This window comes from Flavobacterium chungangensis, assembly GCF_042654045.1.
In the GTDB taxonomy this organism is placed as follows: Bacteria; Bacteroidota; Bacteroidia; order Flavobacteriales; family Flavobacteriaceae; genus Flavobacterium; species Flavobacterium chungangensis.
In genome coordinates this window covers 415955-440068 of sequence record NZ_JBHSFY010000001.1, presented here as the reverse complement: position 1 = coordinate 440068, position 24114 = coordinate 415955, and the positions used below count along the sequence as shown (strand labels likewise).

At 35.6% G+C, this 24114-nt stretch carries 16 protein-coding genes; 14 read left to right on the top strand and 2 right to left on the bottom strand.

The window, feature by feature from the left end; all coding sequences use genetic code 11:
- Positions 1–61: 61 nt before the first annotated feature.
- Positions 62–1114 carry an aldose epimerase family protein gene (locus ACFO3N_RS01945; protein WP_379795002.1) on the bottom strand — a complete coding sequence of 351 codons (1053 nt, stop codon included), beginning with the start codon at positions 1112–1114 and terminating at the stop codon, positions 62–64.
- Between the two features lie 102 nt (positions 1115–1216).
- Between ACFO3N_RS01945 and ACFO3N_RS01940 the strand changes: the two genes are divergently transcribed.
- Positions 1217–2215, top strand: a complete 999-nt coding sequence (locus ACFO3N_RS01940) for a GntR family transcriptional regulator (RefSeq protein ID WP_379795001.1) — start codon at positions 1217–1219, stop codon at positions 2213–2215.
- A gap of 82 nt (positions 2216–2297) precedes the next feature.
- On the opposite strand, the gene ACFO3N_RS01935 is transcribed toward ACFO3N_RS01940, so the two are convergent.
- Complete coding sequence (locus tag ACFO3N_RS01935; protein ID WP_095930664.1) at positions 2298–2987, bottom strand: NUDIX hydrolase; 690 nt, start codon at positions 2985–2987, stop codon at positions 2298–2300.
- 572 nt (positions 2988–3559) lie between these two features.
- On the opposite strand from ACFO3N_RS01935, the gene ACFO3N_RS01930 reads away from it, so the two are divergent.
- The 13 genes from ACFO3N_RS01930 to ACFO3N_RS01870 all read left to right on the top strand — a co-directional run bounded on the left by ACFO3N_RS01930 (position 3560) and on the right by ACFO3N_RS01870 (position 23808).
- A complete protein-coding gene (locus ACFO3N_RS01930; protein WP_379795000.1) occupies positions 3560–6616 on the top strand; it encodes a SusC/RagA family TonB-linked outer membrane protein in 3057 nt (1018 codons plus the stop codon).
- A 28-nt stretch (positions 6617–6644) separates the two neighbouring features.
- Positions 6645–8207 (top strand): RagB/SusD family nutrient uptake outer membrane protein, encoded by a 1563-nt coding sequence (locus tag ACFO3N_RS01925; RefSeq protein WP_379794999.1) that lies wholly within the window; start codon positions 6645–6647, stop codon positions 8205–8207.
- Between the two features lie 124 nt (positions 8208–8331).
- A complete protein-coding gene (locus ACFO3N_RS01920) occupies positions 8332–9339 on the top strand; it encodes an arabinan endo-1,5-alpha-L-arabinosidase (protein ID WP_379794998.1) in 1008 nt (335 codons plus the stop codon).
- A 54-nt stretch (positions 9340–9393) separates the two neighbouring features.
- Complete coding sequence (locus ACFO3N_RS01915) at positions 9394–10932, top strand: alpha-N-arabinofuranosidase (protein WP_379794997.1); 1539 nt, start codon at positions 9394–9396, stop codon at positions 10930–10932.
- A gap of 11 nt (positions 10933–10943) precedes the next feature.
- Positions 10944–12566 (top strand): arabinan endo-1,5-alpha-L-arabinosidase, encoded by a 1623-nt coding sequence (locus ACFO3N_RS01910; RefSeq protein ID WP_379794996.1) that lies wholly within the window; start codon positions 10944–10946, stop codon positions 12564–12566.
- Positions 12567–12906: 340 nt separating this feature from the next.
- Positions 12907–13851, top strand: a complete 945-nt coding sequence (locus tag ACFO3N_RS01905; protein WP_379794995.1) for a glycoside hydrolase family 43 protein — start codon at positions 12907–12909, stop codon at positions 13849–13851.
- Positions 13852–13961: 110 nt separating this feature from the next.
- Entirely contained in the window at positions 13962–14942 is a 981-nt protein-coding gene (locus ACFO3N_RS01900; RefSeq protein ID WP_379794994.1) for an arabinan endo-1,5-alpha-L-arabinosidase, read from the top strand.
- Positions 14943–14954: 12 nt separating this feature from the next.
- Positions 14955–16934 (top strand): glycoside hydrolase family 127 protein, encoded by a 1980-nt coding sequence (locus ACFO3N_RS01895; protein WP_379794993.1) that lies wholly within the window; start codon positions 14955–14957, stop codon positions 16932–16934.
- A gap of 45 nt (positions 16935–16979) precedes the next feature.
- The gene (locus tag ACFO3N_RS01890) at positions 16980–18095 is read left to right on the top strand and encodes a glycoside hydrolase family 43 protein (RefSeq protein WP_379794992.1); all 1116 of its coding nucleotides are present in this window, start codon (positions 16980–16982) and stop codon (positions 18093–18095) included.
- Positions 18096–18410: 315 nt separating this feature from the next.
- Positions 18411–20102, top strand: a complete 1692-nt coding sequence (locus ACFO3N_RS01885) for a ribulokinase (protein ID WP_379794991.1) — start codon at positions 18411–18413, stop codon at positions 20100–20102.
- Positions 20086–20787: an L-ribulose-5-phosphate 4-epimerase gene (locus ACFO3N_RS01880; RefSeq protein WP_111284502.1), complete on the top strand. Its 702-nt coding sequence runs from the start codon at positions 20086–20088 to the stop codon at positions 20785–20787. Before ACFO3N_RS01885 ends, ACFO3N_RS01880 begins: the two co-directional genes overlap by 17 nt.
- A gap of 187 nt (positions 20788–20974) precedes the next feature.
- Entirely contained in the window at positions 20975–22483 is a 1509-nt protein-coding gene (gene araA / locus ACFO3N_RS01875; RefSeq protein WP_379794990.1) for an L-arabinose isomerase, read from the top strand.
- 140 nt (positions 22484–22623) lie between these two features.
- Entirely contained in the window at positions 22624–23808 is a 1185-nt protein-coding gene (locus ACFO3N_RS01870; RefSeq protein WP_379794989.1) for an aldose epimerase family protein, read from the top strand.
- The last annotated feature ends 306 nt before the right edge of the window (positions 23809–24114 follow it).

The following is a 24114-nucleotide window of genomic DNA, read 5'->3' as shown; positions in this document are numbered from 1 at the left end:
TCAATTAGATTTTACTTGATGGATGAAATTATTTTTATTTTATTTTATCTAGCAGTTATTATTAATTTAAACTTTCAAATTTGTAAAGTGTTTTTTGCGTGTATTCTTCGCCTTTTTTCAAAACTGCATTTGGAAAATGCGCATGATTTGGCGCATCTGGGAAATTTTGAGTTTCAAAACAAATTCCGCTTTGCGCATTATAATCAACGTTTTCTTTTCCTTTGAGTTTTCCGAAGCAATTTCCGCCTACATATATATGTACACTTGGCTGATCGGTATAAACATTCATTCTTAAGTTATTTTTTAAGCTGAGTAACTGCGCTACGATTTCAGTTTTAGAATTCACTACAAAAGAATTGTCAATTGGAAACGGACAGTTTTTTGAAGTTCTAAAATCAAAATCATGATTGGTTAAATCGGTAAAATTTCCTGTTGGAATATTATCAGAATTGGTTTCCAGCATTTTAGCCGATTTGATAAACATTTGCTGTTCTAAAACATTTCCGTCATGTCCATCCAGGTTAAAATAGCTATGGTGCGTCAAATTGATAATCGTATCTTCTGTTGAGGTTGCTTTGTATTCTAGCTTCAATTCATTCTCTTCGGTCAAAGTATAAGTCAAATAAACCGTCATTTCTCCAGGAAAATTTTCGTCTAAATGATCACTCAAAAGGGCAAAAGTAATAGAAGGATTTTCGCCAGAAGTTGGATTAACAACACTCCATGCTTTTCTTCCAAATCCCATTACTCCTCCGTGAAGCGTGTTGCCGTTGTTGTTTCCGTCTAGCTGAAACTTTTTATCGTCAAGGCTAAAAGTCGCATTATGAATACGTCCTGCGTAACGGCCAACTGTAGTTCCGAAATAAGGAGCGCTTGGTAAATTATAAGATTCTAAATATGCTTCAAGATTATCAAAACCTAAAACAACATCTACTAATTTTCCGTCAAGCGGAATTTGGATAGAAGTTACAGTTGCTCCATAATTGATGATCTGAACTTTCATTCCATTTTTATTAACCAGATCAAAAGAATAAATTTCTTCCTTATTAGGCATTAAACCAAATAATTTGCAATTATGAATCTCTTTTAAATGCGATATGTGTTTTATTTCCATAAAATTTTTACCAAAAATGAAATCCAAAAATAGAAACATTTATTATTTTTGCATACCAGTACCTACCAGTTTTTGTTATTTATAGTCAAAATGACTTTTATTATGAACATTATTTCAATTCAAAATAACATCGGTCTGCCAAAATATAAGCAGATTATTCTTTCAATCGAAAAAGCGATTGAAGAAGGAAATTTGATTAAAGGCGATAGGCTTCCATCGGTAAATAAAGTCTGTCTGGCTTTTTCTTTATCTCGCGATACGGTCTTATTGGCATATGACGAATTGAAGAAAAGAGGAATCATTTACGCTATTCCAGGAAAGGGATATTACGTTAAAAGCGTTGAAATCACTATAACTCAGAAGGTTTTTTTGCTTTTTGATGAGTTGAATATTTTTAAAGAAGATATTTATAATTCGTTTTTAAAAAACATCGGAAAAAATGTTCAGGTCGATATTTTTTTTCACCACTTTAATGTTCAAGTTTTCAAAAAGCTGCTAAATGACAGCAATGGAAATTATACAAAATACATTATTATGCCGACGAACTTAAACGATATCGTCGATTCTATAAAAACCCTACCAGTAAGCGACGTAATTATTTTGGATCAGACCAATTCAGATTTAAAAATGTTTCCTGCAATTTATCAAAATCACCAAAAAGATATTTTTGAAGGTTTGATGAAAGGCAAATCGCGATTGTCAAAATACAAGAAACTGATTTTAATTTTCCCTGGTTTTAGAGAACCTCCCGGAATGAAATTAGGGTTTGAGTCGTTTTGCCAGACTTATGGTTTTGATTATGAAATTATTTCAGATTTCAGCAATCAATCTATTGCTTTGGGAGATCTGTACATTATACCTCATGATCGCGACTTGCTTTTGGTTATAGAAAATGCAATGAGCAGAAATTTAAAGTTGGGAGAAGATTTCGGAATTATATCGTACAATGAAACGCCATTGAAGAAAATTGCCGCTAACGGAATTACCACCATTTCAACCAATTTTGAATTGATGGGAAAAATTCTGGCCGATATGGTTTTAAAAGGAACAAAAGAGCAGATCGAAAATAGATCTGCTCTTATATTGCGTAACTCGCTGTAAATTTCTCCCGCAGATTTAGCAGATGCAGGGGGATTTCTTTTATCAGCCAAATCTCCTAAATCTGCGAGAGAATAAATAAAGTTTATAAATTCAATACAAAATTATTGAGTAGTTTTTCTTCATATTTCTCTTTGTTGAAGGTATATAAGTAAGAACCTTTTCGAGAAGACTGCATGTCTTTTTCTTCTAGTTTATTTAGAATTTCCAGAGAGTTTATTTTACTGATGAAATTTCTTTTGTCTAATTCTTTGCTCAAAATAGCTTCGTACAATTCTAAAAGCTGGCGCATGGTGAATTTCTCCGGAAGCAATTCAAAACCAATTGGTTTTACAGAAGTTTTATATCGAAGCCTCTTAATCGCATTTTGAACCATTTCGTTATGGTCAAAAATTAAGTTTGGAGCGTCGTTAATCGGGAACCATTCAGCGTGGTAATTCTGGATCAATTCTGCATTGTGGTTTTCGATGTTAATTAACGCGAAATAAGAAACCGAGATGGTTCTTTCTACAGGGTCACGATCAATTTCACTGTAAGCATGAAGTTGCTCCATATAAATATCATTAAGACCTGTATAGGTATTTAAGATTCTGGTTGCGGCAGCATCTAAGACTTCATCGCGTTTTAGAAAACCTCCAATTAAGGACCATTTTCCTTTTTCTGGCTCAAAATCTCTTTGAATTAAAAGGATTTTTAGACCATCATTGTCGAATCCGAAAATGATGCAGTCTACTGCCAGTAAAACTTTATCAGCAGAGCTATAACTATTTAGCATATATTATTAATTTGGATGGGTAAATATATGAACTTCTTAAAACGTATCATAATTTATTAATGTAGATTTCACACTTACATAATTAACTACTCAAATGTATAGTTAAAAAAGTTACTTTTTACATAAAAATAACATACAAATTCTCTTTTTAAGATTTTTTTAAGAAAAAAACAGGACAGTCAAGGATAGTTTTTTGTAAAAATAGGTTCTGTTTAGCCAAAAAGACTCAAAAATAAACAATCTTTTACCTACAAAACTGTCTTTTTTTTGAATTCAAAACATTAAAAAACAGATTATTTATACTTTTTTTATTCCCATCATTTTTTGATTAAAAAACGACTTTTTCAGTAAAAGTGTATTTTTTACACAATTAAAATCATTAAAACAGCAATTTTTTTGAAAAAAACTTGAATTTTTAAATGTTAATTTGACACTTAATTTGCGATATGTGTTTTTTTTGAGCTCTTTTTTTGTGATATTAATTTGTTTACATGATTTTTTTTTAGTTAAATTTACAAATGTAAGATTAACACTTATTAACTAAACCACTAACCAATCTTAACTAAACCATTATGATTACAAAACAAAAATTACTTTTGTATTGCAATTTTCTATTGCCAAAAACAAATTGGATTTTAGCAGTTTTAATGCTATTATTTTCTGTTAATCAGATGTCTGCTCAAGGCAAAACGATAACAGGGGTTGTTACATCGGCGCAAGACAATCTTCCTTTGCCGGGTGTAAACATTATAATAAAAGGAACCAAAACAGTTGCTACAACTGGATTTGATGGAGAGTATTCGATTAAAGCATCGCCAAATGATGTTTTAGTTTTTTCATTTATAGGATTTCAGAACAAAGAGATAGTCGTAGGAAGCCAGTCTAAAATTGATGTGGCGTTGGGCGAAGACACTAATAAACTTAACGAGGTAGTTGTTATTGGTTACGGAACTCAAAAGAAATCAGATTTAACAGGTTCTGTAAGTGTTGTAAATTTAGAATCGGCTAAAAAAGTAGTTACGTATGATGCCGCAAAAATGCTTCAAGGACAAGTGCCAGGTGTTACTGTACAATCTTCAGGAGAACCAGGAGGTTTTGTTAATGTGAAGATTAGAGGTATAACTTCATTTAGCAACAATAATCCACTTTTTGTAATCGACGGAATTATGGTCGATTCACCTTATGATTTTGCTCCAGGAGAAATAGAATCTATGCAGGTTTTAAAAGATGCATCATCGGCTGCTATTTATGGTGTTCGCGGTGCAAATGGTGTTGTAATTATTACGACTAAAAAGGGGAAACAAGGCAAAATGGATATTAAATTCAAGTCTATTGTAGGTCTTCAAAATGTTGCTAAAAAGTGGGATGTTACAGATCGAGTAGGTTATCAGAAAATTACGAGCGAGGCCGAAAGAAACAGAGATATTAGAGCAGGTGTTCCTGTAAGTATTGCTCCAGGAAATGACCCAAACAGTTCATCGTACATATCAAATGTAGATACAGATTGGCAGAAAGAATCTTTTCAGACTGGTGTTGTACAAAATCAAGCCTTGACATTTACAGGAGGTGCAGAAAGTATTGCTTATAGCTTTAATGTTGACTATTTTAAAAATACAAGTTACATTAAAACACCTCAGGACTATGAGAGATTGTCAACCAATTTAAATTTAAATGGTAAGAAAGGAAAATTTAAATACGGTGCAAAAATAGCTTATACACAATCTGATAAAGAAATTTTTAATGAATACAATGCAGGTCAAACGGTTGTAAGTGATATTTTAGGTGCTATTCCGACTATGCCAGTTTATGATGCAAACAGGCTTGGAGGTTATGGAGGTACAGATAACTTGACTCAGAGAGCAATTTCTATGAACCCTATTGGATACAACAATCTGATTGATAATAATGGAAAAAGAAATCGTTTTATTGGAGATGTTTGGGGAGAAGTAGAAATCGTAAAAGGCCTAAAATACAAACTGGATGTAAGTTACGATAGAACAGACTGGGAAAATAGAAAATTTATTCCGCCAAGTGATTTAGGATGGTATTACATTACTACAAATGACGAAGCCTCTCTAGATGTTGAAACGGGAAATGAGTTAAGAACATTTTTAAATAACATTTTAACTTATGAAGTTACATTAGGCAAACATAAATTTGATGCTCTTGCAGGTTGGATTCAAGAAAAAAGAGATTATCATAGATATAATATGAGAGGTGTAGGTTTTACTCCAAACGATATTCCGATGCTTCAATATGCAGACGCTAGAAATGCGTCTGAATATAAATTTACGATTACAGGAATATCCTATATCAGTAGATTGAATTATTCTTATGATGACAGATATTTAGTGCAGGCTAACTTTAGACAAGATAAAACGTCTCTTTTTAGTGAAAAAAATAATTCGGCAAACTTTTACTCTTTTTCAGGAGGTTGGAAACTTAGTAACGAAAAATTCTGGACATTGCCAGAATGGATCAGCAATATTAAACTTAGAGGAGGTTACGGGACATTAGGAAATAATACCATTTCGCAATATTTCTTTGCTTCAACCGTAAACAGTTTTGCAGGTTATGATTTTAATAATGAGCTTGCCCCAGGCACGACGGTAGTTGCGGCATTGGATCCTAATGTAAAATGGGAAAAATCTACAAACTCAAACGTAGGTATCGAATTAGGTTTCTTAAACAATGATTTACAGTTTACAGCAGAGTACTTTGTAAAAAAATCAGATGACTTATTGTTAGGCGTTCCGCTTCCGTTTTCTACAGGGGCATTTCCAGCAAGTGTTACCACAAATGCAGGATCAATGAAAAACTCAGGGGTTGAGTTTACAGCAGCTTACAGCAATCATCATCATAAATTTAAATATGATATTTCTGCAAACTTTGGAACACTGAAAAATGAAGTTACTAAAATCGGTGTAAACGGAAATCCGATCTACGGAGCAGTTTCTAAAACCGAAGTAGGAAGATCTGTTGGAGAAATGTTTGCTTGGGAAGCAGTTGGAATTTTCCAAAATGCAGCTGAAGTTGCGTCTTCTCCAACTCAAACGGGTGCGGCTCCTGGAGACGTGAAATTTAGAGATGTAAATGGTGACGGAATAATTACAGATGCAGATAGAACTTTCCAGGGAGTAACAATTCCTAAATATGGCTTCGGATTCAATTTCATTGCTTCTTATTCTAACTTTGATTTCTCTATGTTTTGGCAGGGAGCGGGAGGTAACAAAGTATTTAATGCAATGTACCGCAATTTGATGATCGGACAATATACAAACCATCATACAGATGAGTTAAATTATTGGACACCAACTAATACCAATACCAATATTCCAGCTCCAGTTATTGGAGATCCAAATGGAAACAGCAGAGATTCAAACAGATTTATTGAAAGCGGTGATTATGTGAAACTGCAAACAATGGAAATCGGGTATAACATTCCGATAAAAGATAAATTTATTGAAAAAGCTAAGGTTTACCTAAATGGTCAAAATCTGTTGATTATCTCTAAATATAAAGGATATGATCCTGACTTTAACAGTGACGGATTACTTTCAAGAGGATATGATGCAGGATCTTTTCCAAATCCAAGAACAATTTCTTTAGGAGTAGAAGTGAGCTTCTAACCAGGTCTAACCATTAAAACGTATTAAAATGAAATCTAAATTTTTTAGCTATATAACCGTTTTCCTTTCACTAGCCTTGGTAACCACAAGCTGTGTGGATAACGAAGATTTGACTCAACTAGATCCAAATAATGATTCAGTCGATAACTTTTGGAAAACAGATGAAGATGCATTGCAAGGTGTAAATGCTGCTTACGGAAGTTTACTAACAGATGGAACTTACATGAGAAGCACGCCATTATTGCTAGATGTAAAAGCAGATGATTCTCGTACCAATAGCCCTTGGGGTTCAATGTATAATGTGGGGCACTTTAATTCAAATGTTGCAGATGCAGCGATTTATGGATGGGCTTACGAAACCTATTATCAAGGTATTTACCGTGCCAATCAAGTATTGACAAATGTACCCGGAATTGAATTTGAAGACGAAGCTTTAAAAAACAGGATTATAGGACAAGCTTATTTCTTAAGAGGATTGTATTTTTTTCATGCAGTAAACATGTTTAAGAATGTACCTCTTCCAACAGAATTAGCAGTTTATTATCCTCAAAAAACACAAGATGAAGGCTGGGCACAAGTTATTGCAGACTTTAAAGCAGCAGCAGAATTACTTCCAAATTCTTATGTTGGCCTTTCAGGATTAGATGGAGGACAAAAAGGACGTGCAACTAAAGGTGCAGCGTTAGGATATTTAGGAAAAGCCTATTTGTTTACAAAAGATTTTACAAATGCTAAAACAACGTTTAAGCAAGTAATAGATTTAGGAGTTTATTCTTTGGTTGCAAATTACCGTGATAACTTCACAACAGCAAACGAAAACAATTCAGAATCTCTTTTTGAAGTGCAATTTAGCCGTGATGCCGGAGGTGTCGATTTAGGTTGGGGAGGTGCTCCTGCTTCTGGATGGGGAAAAACATCTGCAAGAGCCATTACCTATGCACCACGCGCTTTTGGATGGACAGACGTTCAGCCAACTTGGGCATTGTTTAATGAATTTAAAGAAGAAAAAACAAAAACAGGACAAGATGATCCTCGTCTAGATGCTACTATTTTCTACAATAAACCAGGCGGAATGCAATTGTACGGAAAAGATTTTGCAACATTCTATGCCTCAAGTCCAGCCGATTTAAATGATTTATTCTGCAGAAAATACCAAAACTCTGACGGACAATTTGCAGACGAATACGATTGGCGTTCCGGAATCAATGAGCGTTTATTAAGATATGCTGATGTTCTTTTAATGTATGCAGAATGTTTGAATGAAACGGGCGATACTCAAGGAGCTTATACTTACATTCAAATGGTAAGAGACAGAGTAAATCTTCCTGATTTAGCCACTGCAAAACCAGGATTGTCTCAAGCGCAAATGAGAGAACAAATTGGTCACGAAAGATTTTTAGAATTCCCTCTAGAAGGACACCGTTTTGACGATATCCGCCGTTGGGGATGGCTTCAAGACCCTGCTAAATTAGCTTGGTTAAAAGCAAGAGATGCAGAGTTTAATTCTTATACAGCAGGAAGAGAATATTTCCCAATTCCACAATTAGAAATGGATAACAACCCGGGAACTGTTCAAAACGACAGTTATTAATATTTATTTGAGTTAGTTTGAATACCTAATATCATGTGAAGGTTGTGGATTCTTCACATGATATTATGCCTTAGAATTTGGAATACAAGAGAAGTAATTTTTAACAGTAACTAAAATTAGAATAATGAAAACAATTACAAGTTTGATTTTATTAGCGATATTATTTGGGAGTTGTCAGAATGAAGATATTGTCCCAACTCAAGAAGGAACAACAGCAGTTGTAAATGCAGAGGATTCAAAGGTTACCAATTCAACAGCCAAAACAGTCAGCGGAAATGTGCCATCACATGATCCAAGTACGATTGTAAAAAGTGGTGTTAATTATTATGTTTTTACTACGGGAGATAATATTCCAGTAACTTATTCTACAAATCTTACAAGCTGGGCATGCGGAACATCGGTGTTTTCATCAACACCAAGTTGGATTACAGGATATGTTCCAGGATTCGTGAAAACGTTTTGGGCACCAGACGTTGCTTGGTTCAATAACAGATGGAATATGTACTATTCCTGTTCTACATTTGGTTCGGCTACTTCTGCAATCGGATTGGTTACAACACCAGCCATTTCGCAAAGCGCAGGAACAACATGGACAGACAGAGGAGTTGTTGTTTCTTCTTCATCAGCATCAGATGTTAATGCAATCGATCCGTCAATTTTAGTAGATGGAAGCAATGTCTATATGGCTTACGGTTCATGGCATGCAGGTATTGGTGTAATTCAAATTAATCCTTCAACAGGAAAAACAACAGGAAGCAAAACCATTGTTGCTGGCGGAAACAGCGCATCTTGGGAGGCTCCTTGTTTAATTAAAGAAGGAAGCTATTATTACTTATTTGTAAACCGAGGAACTTGCTGCAATGGAGTTAACAGCACCTACTATATTGTAGTTGGGCGTTCTACAAGTCCGTTTGGGCCTTTTGTGGATAAAAACGGAGTATCTCTAAAAAGCGGCGGCGGAACAACCGTTTTGGCTTCACAAGGAAATTATATCGGTCCAGGGCATTTGTCAAGAATTACAGGAACGCAAAAGGGAGCGGTTCATTATTATGACGGAGCCGACAGCGGAAATCCAAAACTCGAAATTGTATACTTTACTTGGTCATCAGGATGGCCGACACTTTCTTATTAAAAAATTAAAATTCAGAGGAAAGTTTTTGGGCTTTCCTCTACAATAAAAACCACTATGAAAAAAGCACTTTTAATCACATTTCTTATTTCGTTTTGCAGTCAGCTAAATTTTGCGCAGACCACAATCACCATTAAAAATACGGCCGATGCGCCAACAATTGACAAAAATATCTACGGTCATTTTGCAGAGCATTTAGGGCGTTGTATTTACGGAGGATTTTTTGTGGGAGATACTTCGAAAATTCCAAATACAAAAGGAGTAAGAAATGATATTATTGCGGCTTTAAAAGATTTAAAAATTCCAAATTTAAGATGGCCAGGAGGCTGTTTCGCTGATACTTACCATTGGAAAGATGGAATCGGGCCACAAGAACAAAGACCAACTATTGTAAACAAATGGTGGGGCGGAGTTACTGAAGATAACAGTTTCGGAACACACGATTTCTTGAACATGTGTGAACTTCTTGGAGCAGAGCCTTATTTATCTGGAAATGTAGGAAGCGGAACGGTTCAGGAACTAGCAGACTGGGTTCAGTATACGAACTTCAGCGGTAAAAGTCCGATGAGTGATTTACGTGCTAAAAATGGAAGAAAAGAACCTTGGAAAGTCAAGTATTGGGGAATTGGAAATGAAGCTTGGGGATGCGGTGGAAATATGACCGCAGAATATTATGCGGGAGAATATCGCAAATACGCAACTTTCATGTCTGACTGGGAAAATACGGGAGGAATCACAAGAATTGCTTCTGGATCAAACAGTGCAGATTACAATTGGACAGAAGTTTTAATGAAAGGAATTCCGCTAAATATGTTAGGCGGAGTTGGAGTTCATCATTATGCTGTAATTGACTGGGGTAAAAAAGGAGACGATAGAAATTTTACAGAAGAAGGTTATTTTAAAACGATGCAGTCGGCTCTAAAAATGGAAGAATTGGTTACGAAACATTCTGCTATTATGGACAAGTACGATCCTGAGAAAAAAGTAGCTATGATTGTTGACGAATGGGGGGGATGGTACGAAGTAGAAAAAGGAACAAATCCAGGATTTTTATATCAGCAAAATACAATGCGTGATGCGGTTTTAGCTGGAGCGACTCTTAACATTTTCAATAACCATGCAGATCGCGTTCGTATGGCAAACCTAGCACAATGTGTTAACGTTTTACAAGCTGTAATCCTTACAGACAAAGCTAAAATGATTGTAACGCCAACCTATCATGTAATGAAAATGTACAGCGTGCATCAAGATGCGAAGTTATTGCCAGTAAGTTTCGAATCGCCATCATACACTTTTAATGGAGAAAAACTTCCTGCGGTTTCGGTTTCAGCATCAAAAGATAAAAATGGCGCAGTTCATATTTCATTAGTGAATGTGGATGCAAAAAACAAAAACAAAATAGAAATTGATGTAAAAGATTTAGGTGTGAAAAACTTCACAGGAGCGGTTATAACATCGGCTAAATTACAAGATTATAATTCATTTGAAAACCCAAATAAAATTGTTCCAACAGCTTTTAAAGGTTTCGAAAACAAAAAAGGAAAACTTGAAATCACTATTCCTCCTTTCTCAGTTGTTGTTTTAGAAGGAAAATAAAATAGAGGCAGATGAAAAAAGAAAACTTCATTTTAAAAACCATTTCTTCCATCGGATTTTTTGTAGCAGTAATTCTAATGACAAGCTGTTCTAAAGATGATCCAGCGGTACCTGAAGTTGGTGGGCCAGATCCTGTCGTACCGCCAGTGGTTACTCCAACATTTAACGGGCCAACTTATGCAGACAATTATACGGCATTTGCAAGTTGGACCACTAGATCACAATGGAATCTGGCAAATGTACATGATCCGTCAGTCGAAAAATCGGGAGAATATTATTATATGTACCAAACCGATGCTTCGTACGGAAATGCACATGAGGGTAACGGACATTTTTTCTATAGAAGATCAAAAGATTTAATCAATTGGGAATTTATGGGCTCTTCAATGGATCAGGCTCCAGCTTGGGTAAAAGATTCTTTAAATAATAAAAGAGCTAGAATGAGTCCAGCTCTTCCTCCGATAGAAAATCCAAATTATGGATTTTGGGCGCCATGCGTTCGAAAAGTAGGTAATGTTTTCAGAATGTATTACAGCATCGTAGTAACCAATCCCATTACTGGAACAGACACCAATACTTCTTGGACAGAACGTGCTTTTATTGGTTTGGCTGAAACAACAGATTTAGCTTCTAATAATTGGGTTGATAAAGGAATGGTAGTCTGCTCAGAACCTGACGGTGTAAAAAGTTATTTTAGAAACGGAGGAAACGATTGGGATGCCTATTTTAAATTCAACGCCATTGATCCGAGTTTTATTGAAACTCCCGAAGGCGAACAATATTTAATTTACGGTTCTTGGCATTCTGGAATTGCGGCTTTAAAACTAAATCCAACAACGGGAAAACCAGATAAGTTAAAAACAATTGATGATTACGGAGTTCGAATTGCAGGTCGCGGAAATGTAAATACAAATCGTTGGCAAGCACTTGAAGGACCAGAAATTATCTACAATCCAGAGACTCAATATTATTATTTGTTTTTGGCTTATGACGAATTATCGGTTGCTTATAATACACGTGTAGCTCGTTCTAAAAATATTCTTGGGCCTTATGTAACCAATACTGGAATGAGTATTACAAACGGTGCAGAATGTTTTCCGTTGGTAACGCATCCGTATCAGTTTAAAAATCATACGGGTTGGGTTGGATTTGCGCATTGCGCTGTTTTTCAGAACCCAGAAACAAAGCAATGGTTTTATGCTTCGCAGGCGCGTTTGCCAGAAGGTGTTGCGGGAATTGCCGTTTCAAATGCAGTTATGATGGGACACGTTCACGGAATTCAATGGACGGAAGACGGCTGGCCTGTAATCGAACCAGAACGTTACGCTGGAGTACCAACAACCACTTTTGCAGAAGGAAATCTGGTAGGAACTTGGGAACAAATCACCATGAATTATCAATACAAAACGATGCAGAAAGCGGTTACGATTTTTTTAACGGCCGATAAAAAAGTAAGTGGTGATATAACAGGAACTTGGTCTTACGATCCTTCAAAAAAAATCGCTACCATAAACGGAGTGAAATGCAATGTAATTGATGCCTGGGATTGGGAATCGGCAACCAGAAAAGTGACTCTAAGTTACACCGGAATCAATAGTGCTGGAATAGCGGTTTGGGGTAAAAAAATAAACTAGAAAATTCCAATTTTTTAATACCAAATTCCAAGTATTAAGAATAGCCATTCCCGATAGCTATCGGGATAAAGGATTAAAAAGATTTAAAAAAAAATCTGCTCAATCTGCCAAATCTGCGAGAGAAAAAAATCTAAACACATAGAGACATAGGTTTTTTGATCCGTAAAAAGAGTACAAAACAAATCTAGATTTGAAAACATAGATTGCTATGTGAATTAGATAAATGAAATGCCTTTTTCAGACAAAGTAATACTATGATTCTATGTGTTAAAAAAAGAAACTATAGACTAAAAGATAAATCCATTTAATCTGTGAAATCTGTGGCAAAAAAAAGTAACAAATGAAAAACCTATTTATAAACCTTTCTGTTTTGCTTTTATCGATTGTGGGAACAGCACAATCGGTAAAATTCAACAACCCCATTATTACAGATAAATATACAGGAGATCCCGCAGCATTGGTTTACCAAGACAAAGTGTATTTGTATGCAGGTCATGATGAAGCGCCAAACGATTTTAATTTTTATAAAATGAATGAATGGCTAGTGTATTCTTCTTCTGATATGAAAAAATGGGAATCACATCCTGTGCCATTGAAAGTAACCGATTTTAAATGGGCAAAAAGTGATGCATGGGCTTCGCAGGTAATAGAAAGAAATGGAAAATTTTATTGGTACGTAACGGTCGAACATGGAACTGTTCCAGGAAAATCGATTGGAGTTGCTGTAGCCGATAATCCGCTTGGACCTTTTAAAGATGCATTAGGAAAAGCATTAATCACCAACGATATGACCAAATTTAGCGACATAAGTTGGGACGATATCGATCCAACTGTTTTTATTGATACTGACGGACAAGCGTATTTATTTTGGGGAAATACAGCTTGTCATTATGCTAAATTAAAAGAAAATATGACGGAAATAGACGGAGAAATTTATCACATAAAATTACCAAATTTCACTGAAGCACCATGGATTCATAAACATAATGGCTGGTACTATTTGTCATACGCATATGAGTTTCCCGAAAAAATAGCCTACGCCATGAGCAAATCCATTACAGGGCCTTGGAAGTTTAAAGGAATTCTGAATGAATTAGCAGGAAACAGTAACACCAATCATCAATCTATAATTGATTTTAAAGGACAATCGTATTTCATTTATCACAACGGAGCATCAAAACCAAATGGAGGAAGTTTTAGAAGATCGGTTTGTGTCGATAAATTATTTTATAACAAAGATGGTACGATGAAACGCGTCGTAATGACATCTGGAGGAATACAGTGATTAGTGTTCAGTGGTCAGGTTTTTAGTGTTCAGTTGCAGTTGCAGTTTGACTTATATTATCTAAAGCAGTTCTCATTTAGTCAAAACTTAAATTTACTTAAATCACTTATATGGTTTACAAAAATATAAAATATACAATTTCAGCTTTTCTGATGTTCACGGCTTCCATGGTTATGGCGCAGGAAATTGTCGTGCACGATCCTGTTGTTATTAAGCAAAAAGGCACTTATTATTTGTACTGTACAGGCAACGGAATAAGTGTTTTTAGTTCTAAAGATTTAAAAAAATGGAATAAAGAACCACAAGTTTTCAAAGAAAAACCAGTTTGGGCAGATGGCGTTGCAGCCGATTTTAAAAATCATATTTGGGCGCCAGATATTTCATTTCACAACAATACCTATTATCTGTATTATTCAGTTTCGGCTTTCGCCAAAAATACATCGGCGATTGGCGTTGTGACCAATACAACTTTAGATCCAAAAGATAAAAATTACAAATGGGTTGATCACGGAATTGTCATTCAATCACAACCAAATAGAGATATGTGGAATGCTATTGATCCGAATCTAGTTTTTGATGAAAATAATACGCCTTGGCTTTCTTTCGGTTCTTTTTGGGAAGGATTGAAATTGGTCAAACTAAATCCCGATTTAAAATCAATTGCACAACCTCAGGAATGGCATACGATTGCAAAACGCAAAAGAACTTTCGAATTAGCAGATGCTGATCCCGGAGATGGCGCGCTCGAAGCTCCTTTTATCTTTAAGAAAAACGGATATTATTATCAATTTCTTTCTTGGGATTTGTGCTGTCGCGGAGAAAAAAGCACTTACAAAGTGGTCGTTGGAAGATCTAAAAATGTCACAGGACCTTATTTGGATAAAGAAGGGAAACAACTCGATCAAGGTGGAGGAAGTTTAGTAGTTCAAGGCGATGAAAATTATTTTGGCGTAGGTCATAACAGTGCTTATACATTCGATGGAAAAGATTATATGTTTTATCATGCTTATGAAAAGAAAACCAACGGAACACCGAGATTAATAGTTAAAGAAATACAATGGGACGCTGATTTGTGGCCTGTTTTAAAATAGAATACAGCAATAATGAAGAAATACAACTTACCTATTTTAACGATTTTCATGTCACTTCTGGTTTTGGTTTCTTGCAAAGAGACCCAAAACGATGTGGTGCAGCATAAAACATCTGTTTTAAAAGCAGGTTACGAAATCGAGCCGGTTAACATTCAAAATGTAAAACTGACGGATTCTTTTTGGCTTCCAATTATCAAAAGAGTACAGGAAGTAACAATCGAATATGCCATAAAAAAATGTGATGAAGAAGGTCGTTTTGAGAATTTTTTAATTGCAGGAAAACAGAAAACGGGAAAAGTGCGAGGCGATATGCCTTTTGATGATACCGATGTTTACAAAATCATAGAAGGAGCATCCAACACTTTAATCAGTGCTCCAAATCCGAAATTGGAAAGGGTTTTAGATTCGATGATTGCCATTGTAAAAATTGGTCAGGAACCAGACGGATATATTACCACTTGGAGAACGATAAATCCCGCAAAACCACCAGCGCCTTGGGTTCCTGTAATCGAAGGAAAACGCTGGGAATCTTTACAGATTAGCCATGAATTGTATAATCCAGGACATTTAATTGAAGCAGCGATCGTGCATTACGAAGCAACAGGAAAAACTAATTTCCTAGACATTGCCATAAAAGCTGCCGATATGTTGGTAAGAACTTTTGGCGATAATCCCGGACAGGTAAAAGGAGTTCCGGGGCATCAGATTGTAGAAACGGGCTTGATAAAATTATACCAGATTACAGGAAAAGAAGAATATCTGAAATTGGCAAAATACTATTTGGACAATCGCGGAAATCCGAACAATCATAAATTATATGGAGAATATGCACAGGATCATATTCCTGTAATTCAGCAAAATGAAGCTGTGGGGCATGCGGTTCGTGCGGTTTACATGTACGCAGGAATGACCGATATTGTTGCCATGACCAAAGATAAAGCTTATGAGAATGCCGTAAATAATTTATGGGATAATATGGTTAATAAAAAAATGTACATCACAGGCGGAATTGGCTCAAGGCATGACGGCGAAGCTTTTGGAGCAAACTACGAATTGCCAAATCTAACGGCTTACAACGAAACTTGTGCTGCAATTGGCGATGTATATTGGAATCATAGACTGCATAATTTATACGGAAAATCACAATATTTTGATGTCATAGAAAGAACGATGTACAACGGATTAATTTCGGGTATTTCGCTTGACGGAAAACAATTTTTCTATCCAAATGCTTTAGAGGCAGACGGTGTTTACAAATCAAATAGAGGTTCTTGCACGCGTCAGGCTTGGTTTGACTGTTCTTGCTGTCCGACGAATTTAATTCGTTTTATTCCGTCAATTCCAGGGTTGATTTATTCGAAAACAAAGAACGATTTGTATGTGAATTTATATGCTTCAAACGATGCTTCTTTCACATTAGGAAAAACCGATTTACAGATTTCGCAACAGACTTCTTATCCTTGGAACGGAAAAGTTGGAATCTTAGTTAATCCTAAAAAAGAAAGCAAATTCACGATTAAACTTAGAGTTCCAGGTTGGGCAAGAAATGAAGTTTTGCCAGGAGATTTATATACGTACAAAAAAGCTTCGACTCAAAAACCAACGATTACTGTAAACGGAGAAGCATTGGCAATTCAGCCTGAAAATGGTTATTTCAATGTAACAAGAAACTGGAAAAAAGGAGACAAAATTGCACTTAATTTCCCGATGGAAGTTCAAGAAGTTGAAACGAATTCTAAAGTAGAAACGAATAAAAATAAAGTTTCTTTAGAATACGGTCCGCTAGTATATGCAGTTGAAGAAATCGACAATAAAAACAACTTTGATAAAATCGATATTTCTTCTTCAGATACTTTCAAAGTGAGAAAAGAAGTGAATTTACTGCAAGGTGTAAATGTGATCGAAAATTCAAAATTCAAAGCCATTCCATATTATTCTTGGTCAAATCGCGGAGTTGGGAAAATGAAAGTGTGGATTGATTTTAAAGACTGAATTAATTCCTCACAAATAAATTAAATACAAACAAACCAGTATAACATGCAAACAAACCTATTAAAAAATTGGGCACTATCAGCCATTGTTTTTGTAAGTGTTTCTTCCTGTACAGATAAAAAAGCAGAAAAAGAGTTGTCTAAAAAAGAAGCGACGACTACAAAAACAACCTTAACTAATAAACCTATTGTTTTGCAAAGAGCAGATCCTTTTATCTATAAGCATACAGATGGGTATTATTATTTTACGGGATCGGTACCAACCTATGACGCTATAGAGTTAAGACGTGCAAAGTCTATTGCTGAACTTCAAAATGCTGAGACTTTTAGAGTATGGGAAAAACATAAAAGCGGACCAATGAGCCGTCATGTGTGGGCTCCTGAAATTCATTATTTGGATGGAAAATGGTATGTGTATTTTGCAGCAAGCGAAGAAGAAGATATTTGGAAATTAAGACCTTATGTTTTGCAATGTACAGGTCAGGATCCTTTACACGACAAGTGGATTGAACTTGGGCAAATGCAAGCAGCTGATGCAGATCCAAAAAGCTTTACCGATTTTTCTCTGGACGGAACTGTATTTGAGCATAAAAACAAACGCTATTTCTGTTGGGCAGAAAAAACAGGCGGACAGTTTGCCGCTTCCAATTTGTATTTAGCCGAAATGGAATCGCCTGTAAAACTAAAAACAGTTCAATTCATGTTAACGACTCCGGATTATGATTGGGAACGTATAGGTTTTTGGGTAAATGAAGGTCCTGCGGTGATTAAAAACAAAGGAAAAATTTACATTACTTTTTCGGCAAGTGCTACTGGTTCTTGTTACAGTATGGGAATGATGGAAGCAGATGAAAATGCTGATTTACTAGATAGAAATTCTTGGAAAAAATCGAGATATCCAGTTTTAAAAACCAATGAAGCAAAACATATTTACGGACCAGGACATAACTCATTCACAGTAGATGAAAATGGAGAACCCTTAGTAATTTATCATGCAAGGGATTACGAAAAAGCTGTTGGCGATCCAAAAGTGGTGCCTGCAACAGATAAAAGACCGTTGAAAGAAATTATTGCAGATCCGTTATATGATCCTAATCGTCATGCTAGAATGATGAAATTAAAATTTGATGAAAATGGTAAACCAATATTCGAATTTAACTAAAAACTCGAAATGGTAATGACGAAAATTTATTCGCTTCACCAACCAAAATTAGTCTAAAAGAAAGTCAGTTTTAGATAAGTGGAAGCAAAGTTCAGTATGATTTTCCAGCTTATTCTTTCACTGTTTTGAAAATTAAGATGAAATAATCGCAAGATTATAAATGTAACATTGACATTTATTTTTTGTTTTGAGCTTAAATCTTTGTTTTGATGCATTTTTTGTAAAAATTAAAGAACAGAATTTTGTTAAGTGTTTTTTATACACTTATAAATTATTTATAATTATATTTGTCAATATTTTAAAAATAAAATACGAATGAAAAATTATGTAATAGGATTGGACTACGGAACAGATTCTGTTCGCGCGGTGCTAATTGATACAGAAAATGGGCAGGAGCTAGCATCGAATGTTTCTCATTACAAAAGATGGAAAAACAAACAATATTGTGACGCTTCTATAAACCAATTTCGTCAGCATCCTTTGGATCATATCGAAGGATTGGAAACGACGATTCAAAACGTTGTAAAAGAAAGTAAAGTAGATCCTTCATTAGTAAAAGGAATTTGTATCGATACAACTGGATCGTCTCCGGTGCCGGTTACAAAAGACGGAACACCCTTAGCCTTGACAAAAGGTTTTGAAGAAAATCCGAATGCCATGATGGTATTATGGAAAGATCATACTTCAATTAATGAAGCAAACGAAATCAACGAACTGGCAGTAAGCTGGGGAGGAGAAGATGTTACAAAATATGTGGGCGGAATTTATTCTTCTGAATGGTTTTGGGCAAAAATCCTTCATATTGCAAGACAAGACGAAGCGGTTAGAAATGCAGCGCACACCTGGATGGAACATTGCGATTTAATGACGTATTTGTTAATTGAAGATAAAGATTTAAAAACCTTCAAAAGAAGCCGTTGCGCGGCAGGACACAAAGCAATGTGGCACGCAGACTGGAACGGATTACCGCCAGTTGAATTTTTAGAAAAATTACATCCGTATTTAGCGCAGCTTCGCGGTAATTTATATGATGAAACGTATACATCAGATCTAGTTGCTGGAAAATTAAGCAAAGAATGGGCAGAACGTTTAGGACTTTCTACAGAAACTGTTGTGGCTGTTGGAACTTTCGATGCACATTCAGGAGCTGTTGGAGCTAAAATCGAAGAGAATACTTTGGTTCGTGTTATGGGAACTTCAACTTGTGATATCCTTGTTGGTTCTTATGATGAAGTGGGAACAAAAACCGTTCGCGGCATCTGCGGACAAGTTGACGGTTCTGTTATTCCGGGCTTTATTGGTTTAGAAGCAGGACAATCTGCTTTTGGTGATTTATTGGCTTGGTATAAAGAATTATTAATGTGGCCAACTGAACATTTATTAGGAACATCTTCTGTTTTAAATGAGGCTCAAAAAGAGCAGTTAAGAGAGGAATTCAGCGATAAATTAATTGTAGAATTGACAAAAGAAGCAGAAAAAATCCCCGTTTCAGAAAGCCTTCCAATTGCTTTAGATTGGATTAACGGACGCAGAACTCCAGATGCTAATCAGGAATTAAAAAGCGCAATTTCAAATTTATCATTAGGAACAAAAGCGCCTCATGTTTTCAAAGCTTTAGTGAACGCAATCTGTTTTGGAGCAAAGAAAATAGTAGATCGTTTTGAAGAAGAAGGAGTAAAAATCGACAGCGTTATCGGAATTGGCGGTGTTGCTAGAAAATCTCCTTTCATTATGCAGACTTTGGCCAATGTTTTAAACAAGCCAATTAAAGTTGCAGCTTCAGACCAAACTCCTGCTTTAGGTGCAGCAATTTACGCAGCCGTTGCAGCTGGAATTTATCCAAATGTAATCGAAGCAAGTCAAAAAATAGGAAGTGATTTTGATGGTGAATATTTCCCTCAGACAGATAAAGTTGAAGCGTATCATAAACTGCTTTTAGGATACGAACAATTAAGTGCTTTTGCAGATCCAAACCTTAAAATATCGCAACATGAGCTCTCTTTATAAAGATTTAAAACAAGAATGTTACGAAGCCAACATGCAGTTAAATGCATTGAATTTGGTGGTGTATACTTTTGGAAATGTAAGTGCCGTGGATAGAAAAAATGGTGTTTTTGCCATTAAACCAAGTGGTGTTCCTTATGAAGATTTAAAACCGGAAGATATCGTAATTGTCGATTTTGATAATAATGTTATTGAAGGCACAATGCGTCCATCATCTGACACCAAAACACATGCTTATTTATACAAACATTGGCCAAATATTGGCGGAGTGGCTCATACACACGCTACTTATTCTGTGGCTTGGGCACAATCGCAACAAGATATTCCGATTTTCGGAACAACGCATGCCGATCATTTAACGGCAGATATTCCGTGCGCGCCCCCGATGGCAGATCATTTAATTGAAGGAAACTACGAACACAATACCGGAATTCAGATTCTAGATTGTTTCAAAGAAAAAAATCTTTCTTATGAAGAAGTAGAAATGATTCTGATTGGAAATCACGGTCCGTTTGCATGGGGAAAAAATGCAGCAAAAGCGGTTTACAACAGTAAGGTCTTAGAAGTTGTGGCAGAAATGGCTTACTTGACTTTACAAATAAACCCAAACGCACCAAGATTAAAAGATTCATTAATAAAGAAACATTACAACCGTAAACACGGAAAAGATTCGTATTACGGACAGTAAAAGTTTTGTTTCAGGTTTTAGGTTTATTTTGTTTCAAGTTTTTGGAACGTTGAACTTTAAACTTTAAACAAATAAAATTTAAAACAAAAATAATAACAATTCGAGTTTTCAGATTCCAACAACTTGACTCGAGAGCTATGCTCGAACAGGCGAAGCAAACCTGAAACTTGAAACAAAAAATAACAAAATGATTGACATTTCTCAAAAAGAAGTATGGTTTGTAGTAGGAAGCCAGGAATTATACGGTGAAGAAACACTTAGAAAAGTAGCGGAACACTCTCAGATAATTGCAAAAGGATTAGACGCTTCGTCTTCAATTCCAGTAAAAGTGGTTTACAAAGATGTGGTGAAATCTCCATCGCAGATTTTAGATGTATGTTTGGCAGCGAATTCTGCTAAAAACTGTATCGGAATTATCGCTTGGATGCATACTTTCTCTCCAGCAAAAATGTGGATTGGCGGTTTAAATATCCTTAAAAAACCATTATGCCATTTACATACACAATACAATGCTGAAATTCCGTGGGGAAGCATCGACATGGATTTTATGAATTTGAACCAATCGGCTCACGGAGATCGTGAATTCGGTTTTATCATGTCTAGATTACGTAAAAAACGTAAAGTTGTTGTTGGACATTGGGAAGATCAAAGAGTGCAGAAACAATTAGGAATCTGGTCAAGAGTTGTCTTAGGATGGGACGAACTTCAAAACTTAAAAGTGGCTCGTATTGGAGACAATATGCGTGAAGTTGCCGTGACAGAAGGTGATAAAGTGGAGGCTCAAATTCGTTTCGGAATGTCTGTTAACGGATACGATTCTTCAGATGTTACCAAACATATTGAAAAAGTAACTGACAAAGAATTAAACGATTTATTAGCCGTTTACGAACAATCATACAACTTAACAGATTCATTAAAAGAAGGCGGAGCACAAAGAAGTTCATTAGTTGAAGCTGCAAAAATCGAATTAGGATTAAGAGCTTTCCTTGAAGAAGGAGGATTTGGAGCTTTTACAGATACATTTGAAAATCTTGGAGTTTGGAAACAATTACCAGGAATCGCAACGCAAAGATTAATGGCCGATGGTTATGGTTTTGGCGGAGAAGGAGACTGGAAAACAGCTGCAATGGTAAGAGCTTTAAAAGTAATGTGTGTTGGTTTAGAAGGCGGAACTTCTTTCATGGAAGATTATACATACCATTTCACACCACAAAAATCATACGTTTTAGGATCTCACATGTTAGAGATTTGTCCATCAATCGCTGACGGAAAGCCTTCTTGTGAAGTTCACCCATTAGGAATTGGAGGAAAAGAAGATCCTGCTCGTTTGGTGTTTAATTCGCCTGCAGGAGATGCAATCAATGTTTCTTTGGTGGATATGGGAACTCGTTTCCGTTTAATTGTAAACGAAGTAGAAGCGGTTAAGCCAATGGCAGAATTACCAAAACTTCCTGTCGCTAGAGTTTTATGGGATTGTAAACCAAATTTAGAAGTTGCAGCAACAGCTTGGATTTTAGCTGGAGGAGCGCACCACACGGTTTACAGCCAATCGATTACAACCGAATATATGGAAGATTTTGCAGACATTGCTGGAATCGAATTATTGGTAATTGATGAAAAAACAACTGTAAGAGAGTTTAAAGATAAAATCAATGCTAACGAAGCGTATTTCCATTTGTTTCAGCACGGCCTGTAAGGCGGTAAAATGTAATTTGTAAGATGTAAAATGTGAAAAAACTTAAAAAGGTAATTTTTACATTTTTAAAATGATTAAATTTCACATCTAACAATTTACATCTAACATTTAACTTTTTTACAAACCCAAAATTATCATTTATGAATGTATTAAAACGCTCTCTTTTCATATTAAGCATGCTTGGTATTGCTATAGTTTCAGTTCAGTGTAAAGGCGATAAAAAAGCTGATACAGAAAAAACGGAAGCCGATGCAAAAGCTTTAGTTACAATTGACAAATCGGAATACGGAACAACTGCTAAAGGAGAAAAAGTAGAAAGCTATAAATTGAAAAACCAAAATGGGATGGAAGTCAATATCATCACTTTTGGCGGAAGAATTACAGATTTGAAAGTACCTAATAAAGCTGGTGTTTCTGAAAATGTAGTAATAGGATTCAGTTCTTTAGCACAATACGAAAAAGAGAATCCATTTTTTGGAGCTTTGATCGGAAGATACGGAAACCGAATTGCAAAAGGTAAATTTTCATTAGATGGAAAAGACTATCAATTAGCTTTAAACAACGCTCCAAATGCTTTGCACGGAGGTCCACAAGGATTTTTTAATGTAGTTTGGAAAGCAGATGAGGTTAAATCTGGCGATACAGCTTCTTTAAAATTATCTTATGTAAGTAAAGATATGGAAGAAGGTTATCCAGGAAACTTAAAGGTTTTTGTGACTTATACCTTGACAAATGATAATCAGTTGGAAGTGCTTTACGAAGCAACAACAGACAAAAAAACAGTTGTTAATTTGACGCAACATTCATACTTCAATTTATCAGGAGATTTTACCAAAACAATCTTGGATCACGAATTGACTTTAAATGCTGATAAATTAGTTCCAGTTGATGCAGATTTGATTCCGACAGGAAAATTAGAAGATGTTGCTGGTACACCTTTCGATTTCAGAACTCCGAAATTAATTGGAAAAGATATCAATGCTAAAAATGACCAGTTAGAAAAAGGAAAAGGTTACGACCACTGCTGGGTGTTGAATAACCCTGAAAAAGGAAAAACAATTATTGCAAAAGTATACCACGCAGCAAGCGGAAGAGTTATGGAAATGACAACAGACGAACCTGGAATTCAGTTCTACTCTGGCAACTTCCTTGACGGAACTTTACCAATGCCAAATGGAGGAACTTTTGCACACAGAACAGGATTATGTCTAGAAACAGAACATTATCCAGATTCTCCGAACCAGAAAAATTTCCCAACAACGGTTTTAAACCCGGGAGAAAATTATAAAACTAAAACTACTTTTAAATTCTCAGTAAAAAAATAGTTTTAGAATCTGTTAATTAGTTTAGTAATTCTCTAAAACCTCGGAAGTTAAATGCTTTCGAGGTTTTTTTTATTTGTAGAAGCGCCTGTTAAAACAAAGAGTTCGCTCATTTTTGTCATTTCGACGGAGGAGAAATCTCCACAAGTAACTCTGCAACGAAGAATCCAATCTTTGTCGAGCTTCTCACGGAGATTTGCTTCGCCAATTCGCTATCGCTCGAGTCTCCTCCGTCGAAATGACAAGATTGCACTTAATCCTTGCGACTCTGCGACTTTGCGAGATTAATTCATTAGCAGTTTATAAAAT

Coding starts and splice junctions, on each gene's coding strand:
- ACFO3N_RS01905 (WP_379794995.1), top strand. CDS start 12,907: ATGAAAAACCTATTTATAAACCTTTCTGTTTTGCTTTTATCGATTGTG.
- ACFO3N_RS01920 (WP_379794998.1), top strand. CDS start 8,332: ATGAAAACAATTACAAGTTTGATTTTATTAGCGATATTATTTGGGAGT.
- araA (WP_379794990.1), top strand. CDS start 20,975: ATGATTGACATTTCTCAAAAAGAAGTATGGTTTGTAGTAGGAAGCCAG.
- ACFO3N_RS01910 (WP_379794996.1), top strand. CDS start 10,944: ATGAAAAAAGAAAACTTCATTTTAAAAACCATTTCTTCCATCGGATTT.
- ACFO3N_RS01900 (WP_379794994.1), top strand. CDS start 13,962: ATGGTTTACAAAAATATAAAATATACAATTTCAGCTTTTCTGATGTTC.
- ACFO3N_RS01940 (WP_379795001.1), top strand. CDS start 1,217: ATGAACATTATTTCAATTCAAAATAACATCGGTCTGCCAAAATATAAG.
- ACFO3N_RS01915 (WP_379794997.1), top strand. CDS start 9,394: ATGAAAAAAGCACTTTTAATCACATTTCTTATTTCGTTTTGCAGTCAG.
- ACFO3N_RS01935 (WP_095930664.1), bottom strand. CDS start 2,987: ATGCTAAATAGTTATAGCTCTGCTGATAAAGTTTTACTGGCAGTAGAC.
- ACFO3N_RS01925 (WP_379794999.1), top strand. CDS start 6,645: ATGAAATCTAAATTTTTTAGCTATATAACCGTTTTCCTTTCACTAGCC.
- ACFO3N_RS01930 (WP_379795000.1), top strand. CDS start 3,560: ATGATTACAAAACAAAAATTACTTTTGTATTGCAATTTTCTATTGCCA.
- ACFO3N_RS01870 (WP_379794989.1), top strand. CDS start 22,624: ATGAATGTATTAAAACGCTCTCTTTTCATATTAAGCATGCTTGGTATT.
- ACFO3N_RS01895 (WP_379794993.1), top strand. CDS start 14,955: ATGAAGAAATACAACTTACCTATTTTAACGATTTTCATGTCACTTCTG.
- ACFO3N_RS01890 (WP_379794992.1), top strand. CDS start 16,980: ATGCAAACAAACCTATTAAAAAATTGGGCACTATCAGCCATTGTTTTT.
- ACFO3N_RS01885 (WP_379794991.1), top strand. CDS start 18,411: ATGAAAAATTATGTAATAGGATTGGACTACGGAACAGATTCTGTTCGC.
- ACFO3N_RS01880 (WP_111284502.1), top strand. CDS start 20,086: ATGAGCTCTCTTTATAAAGATTTAAAACAAGAATGTTACGAAGCCAAC.
- ACFO3N_RS01945 (WP_379795002.1), bottom strand. CDS start 1,114: ATGGAAATAAAACACATATCGCATTTAAAAGAGATTCATAATTGCAAA.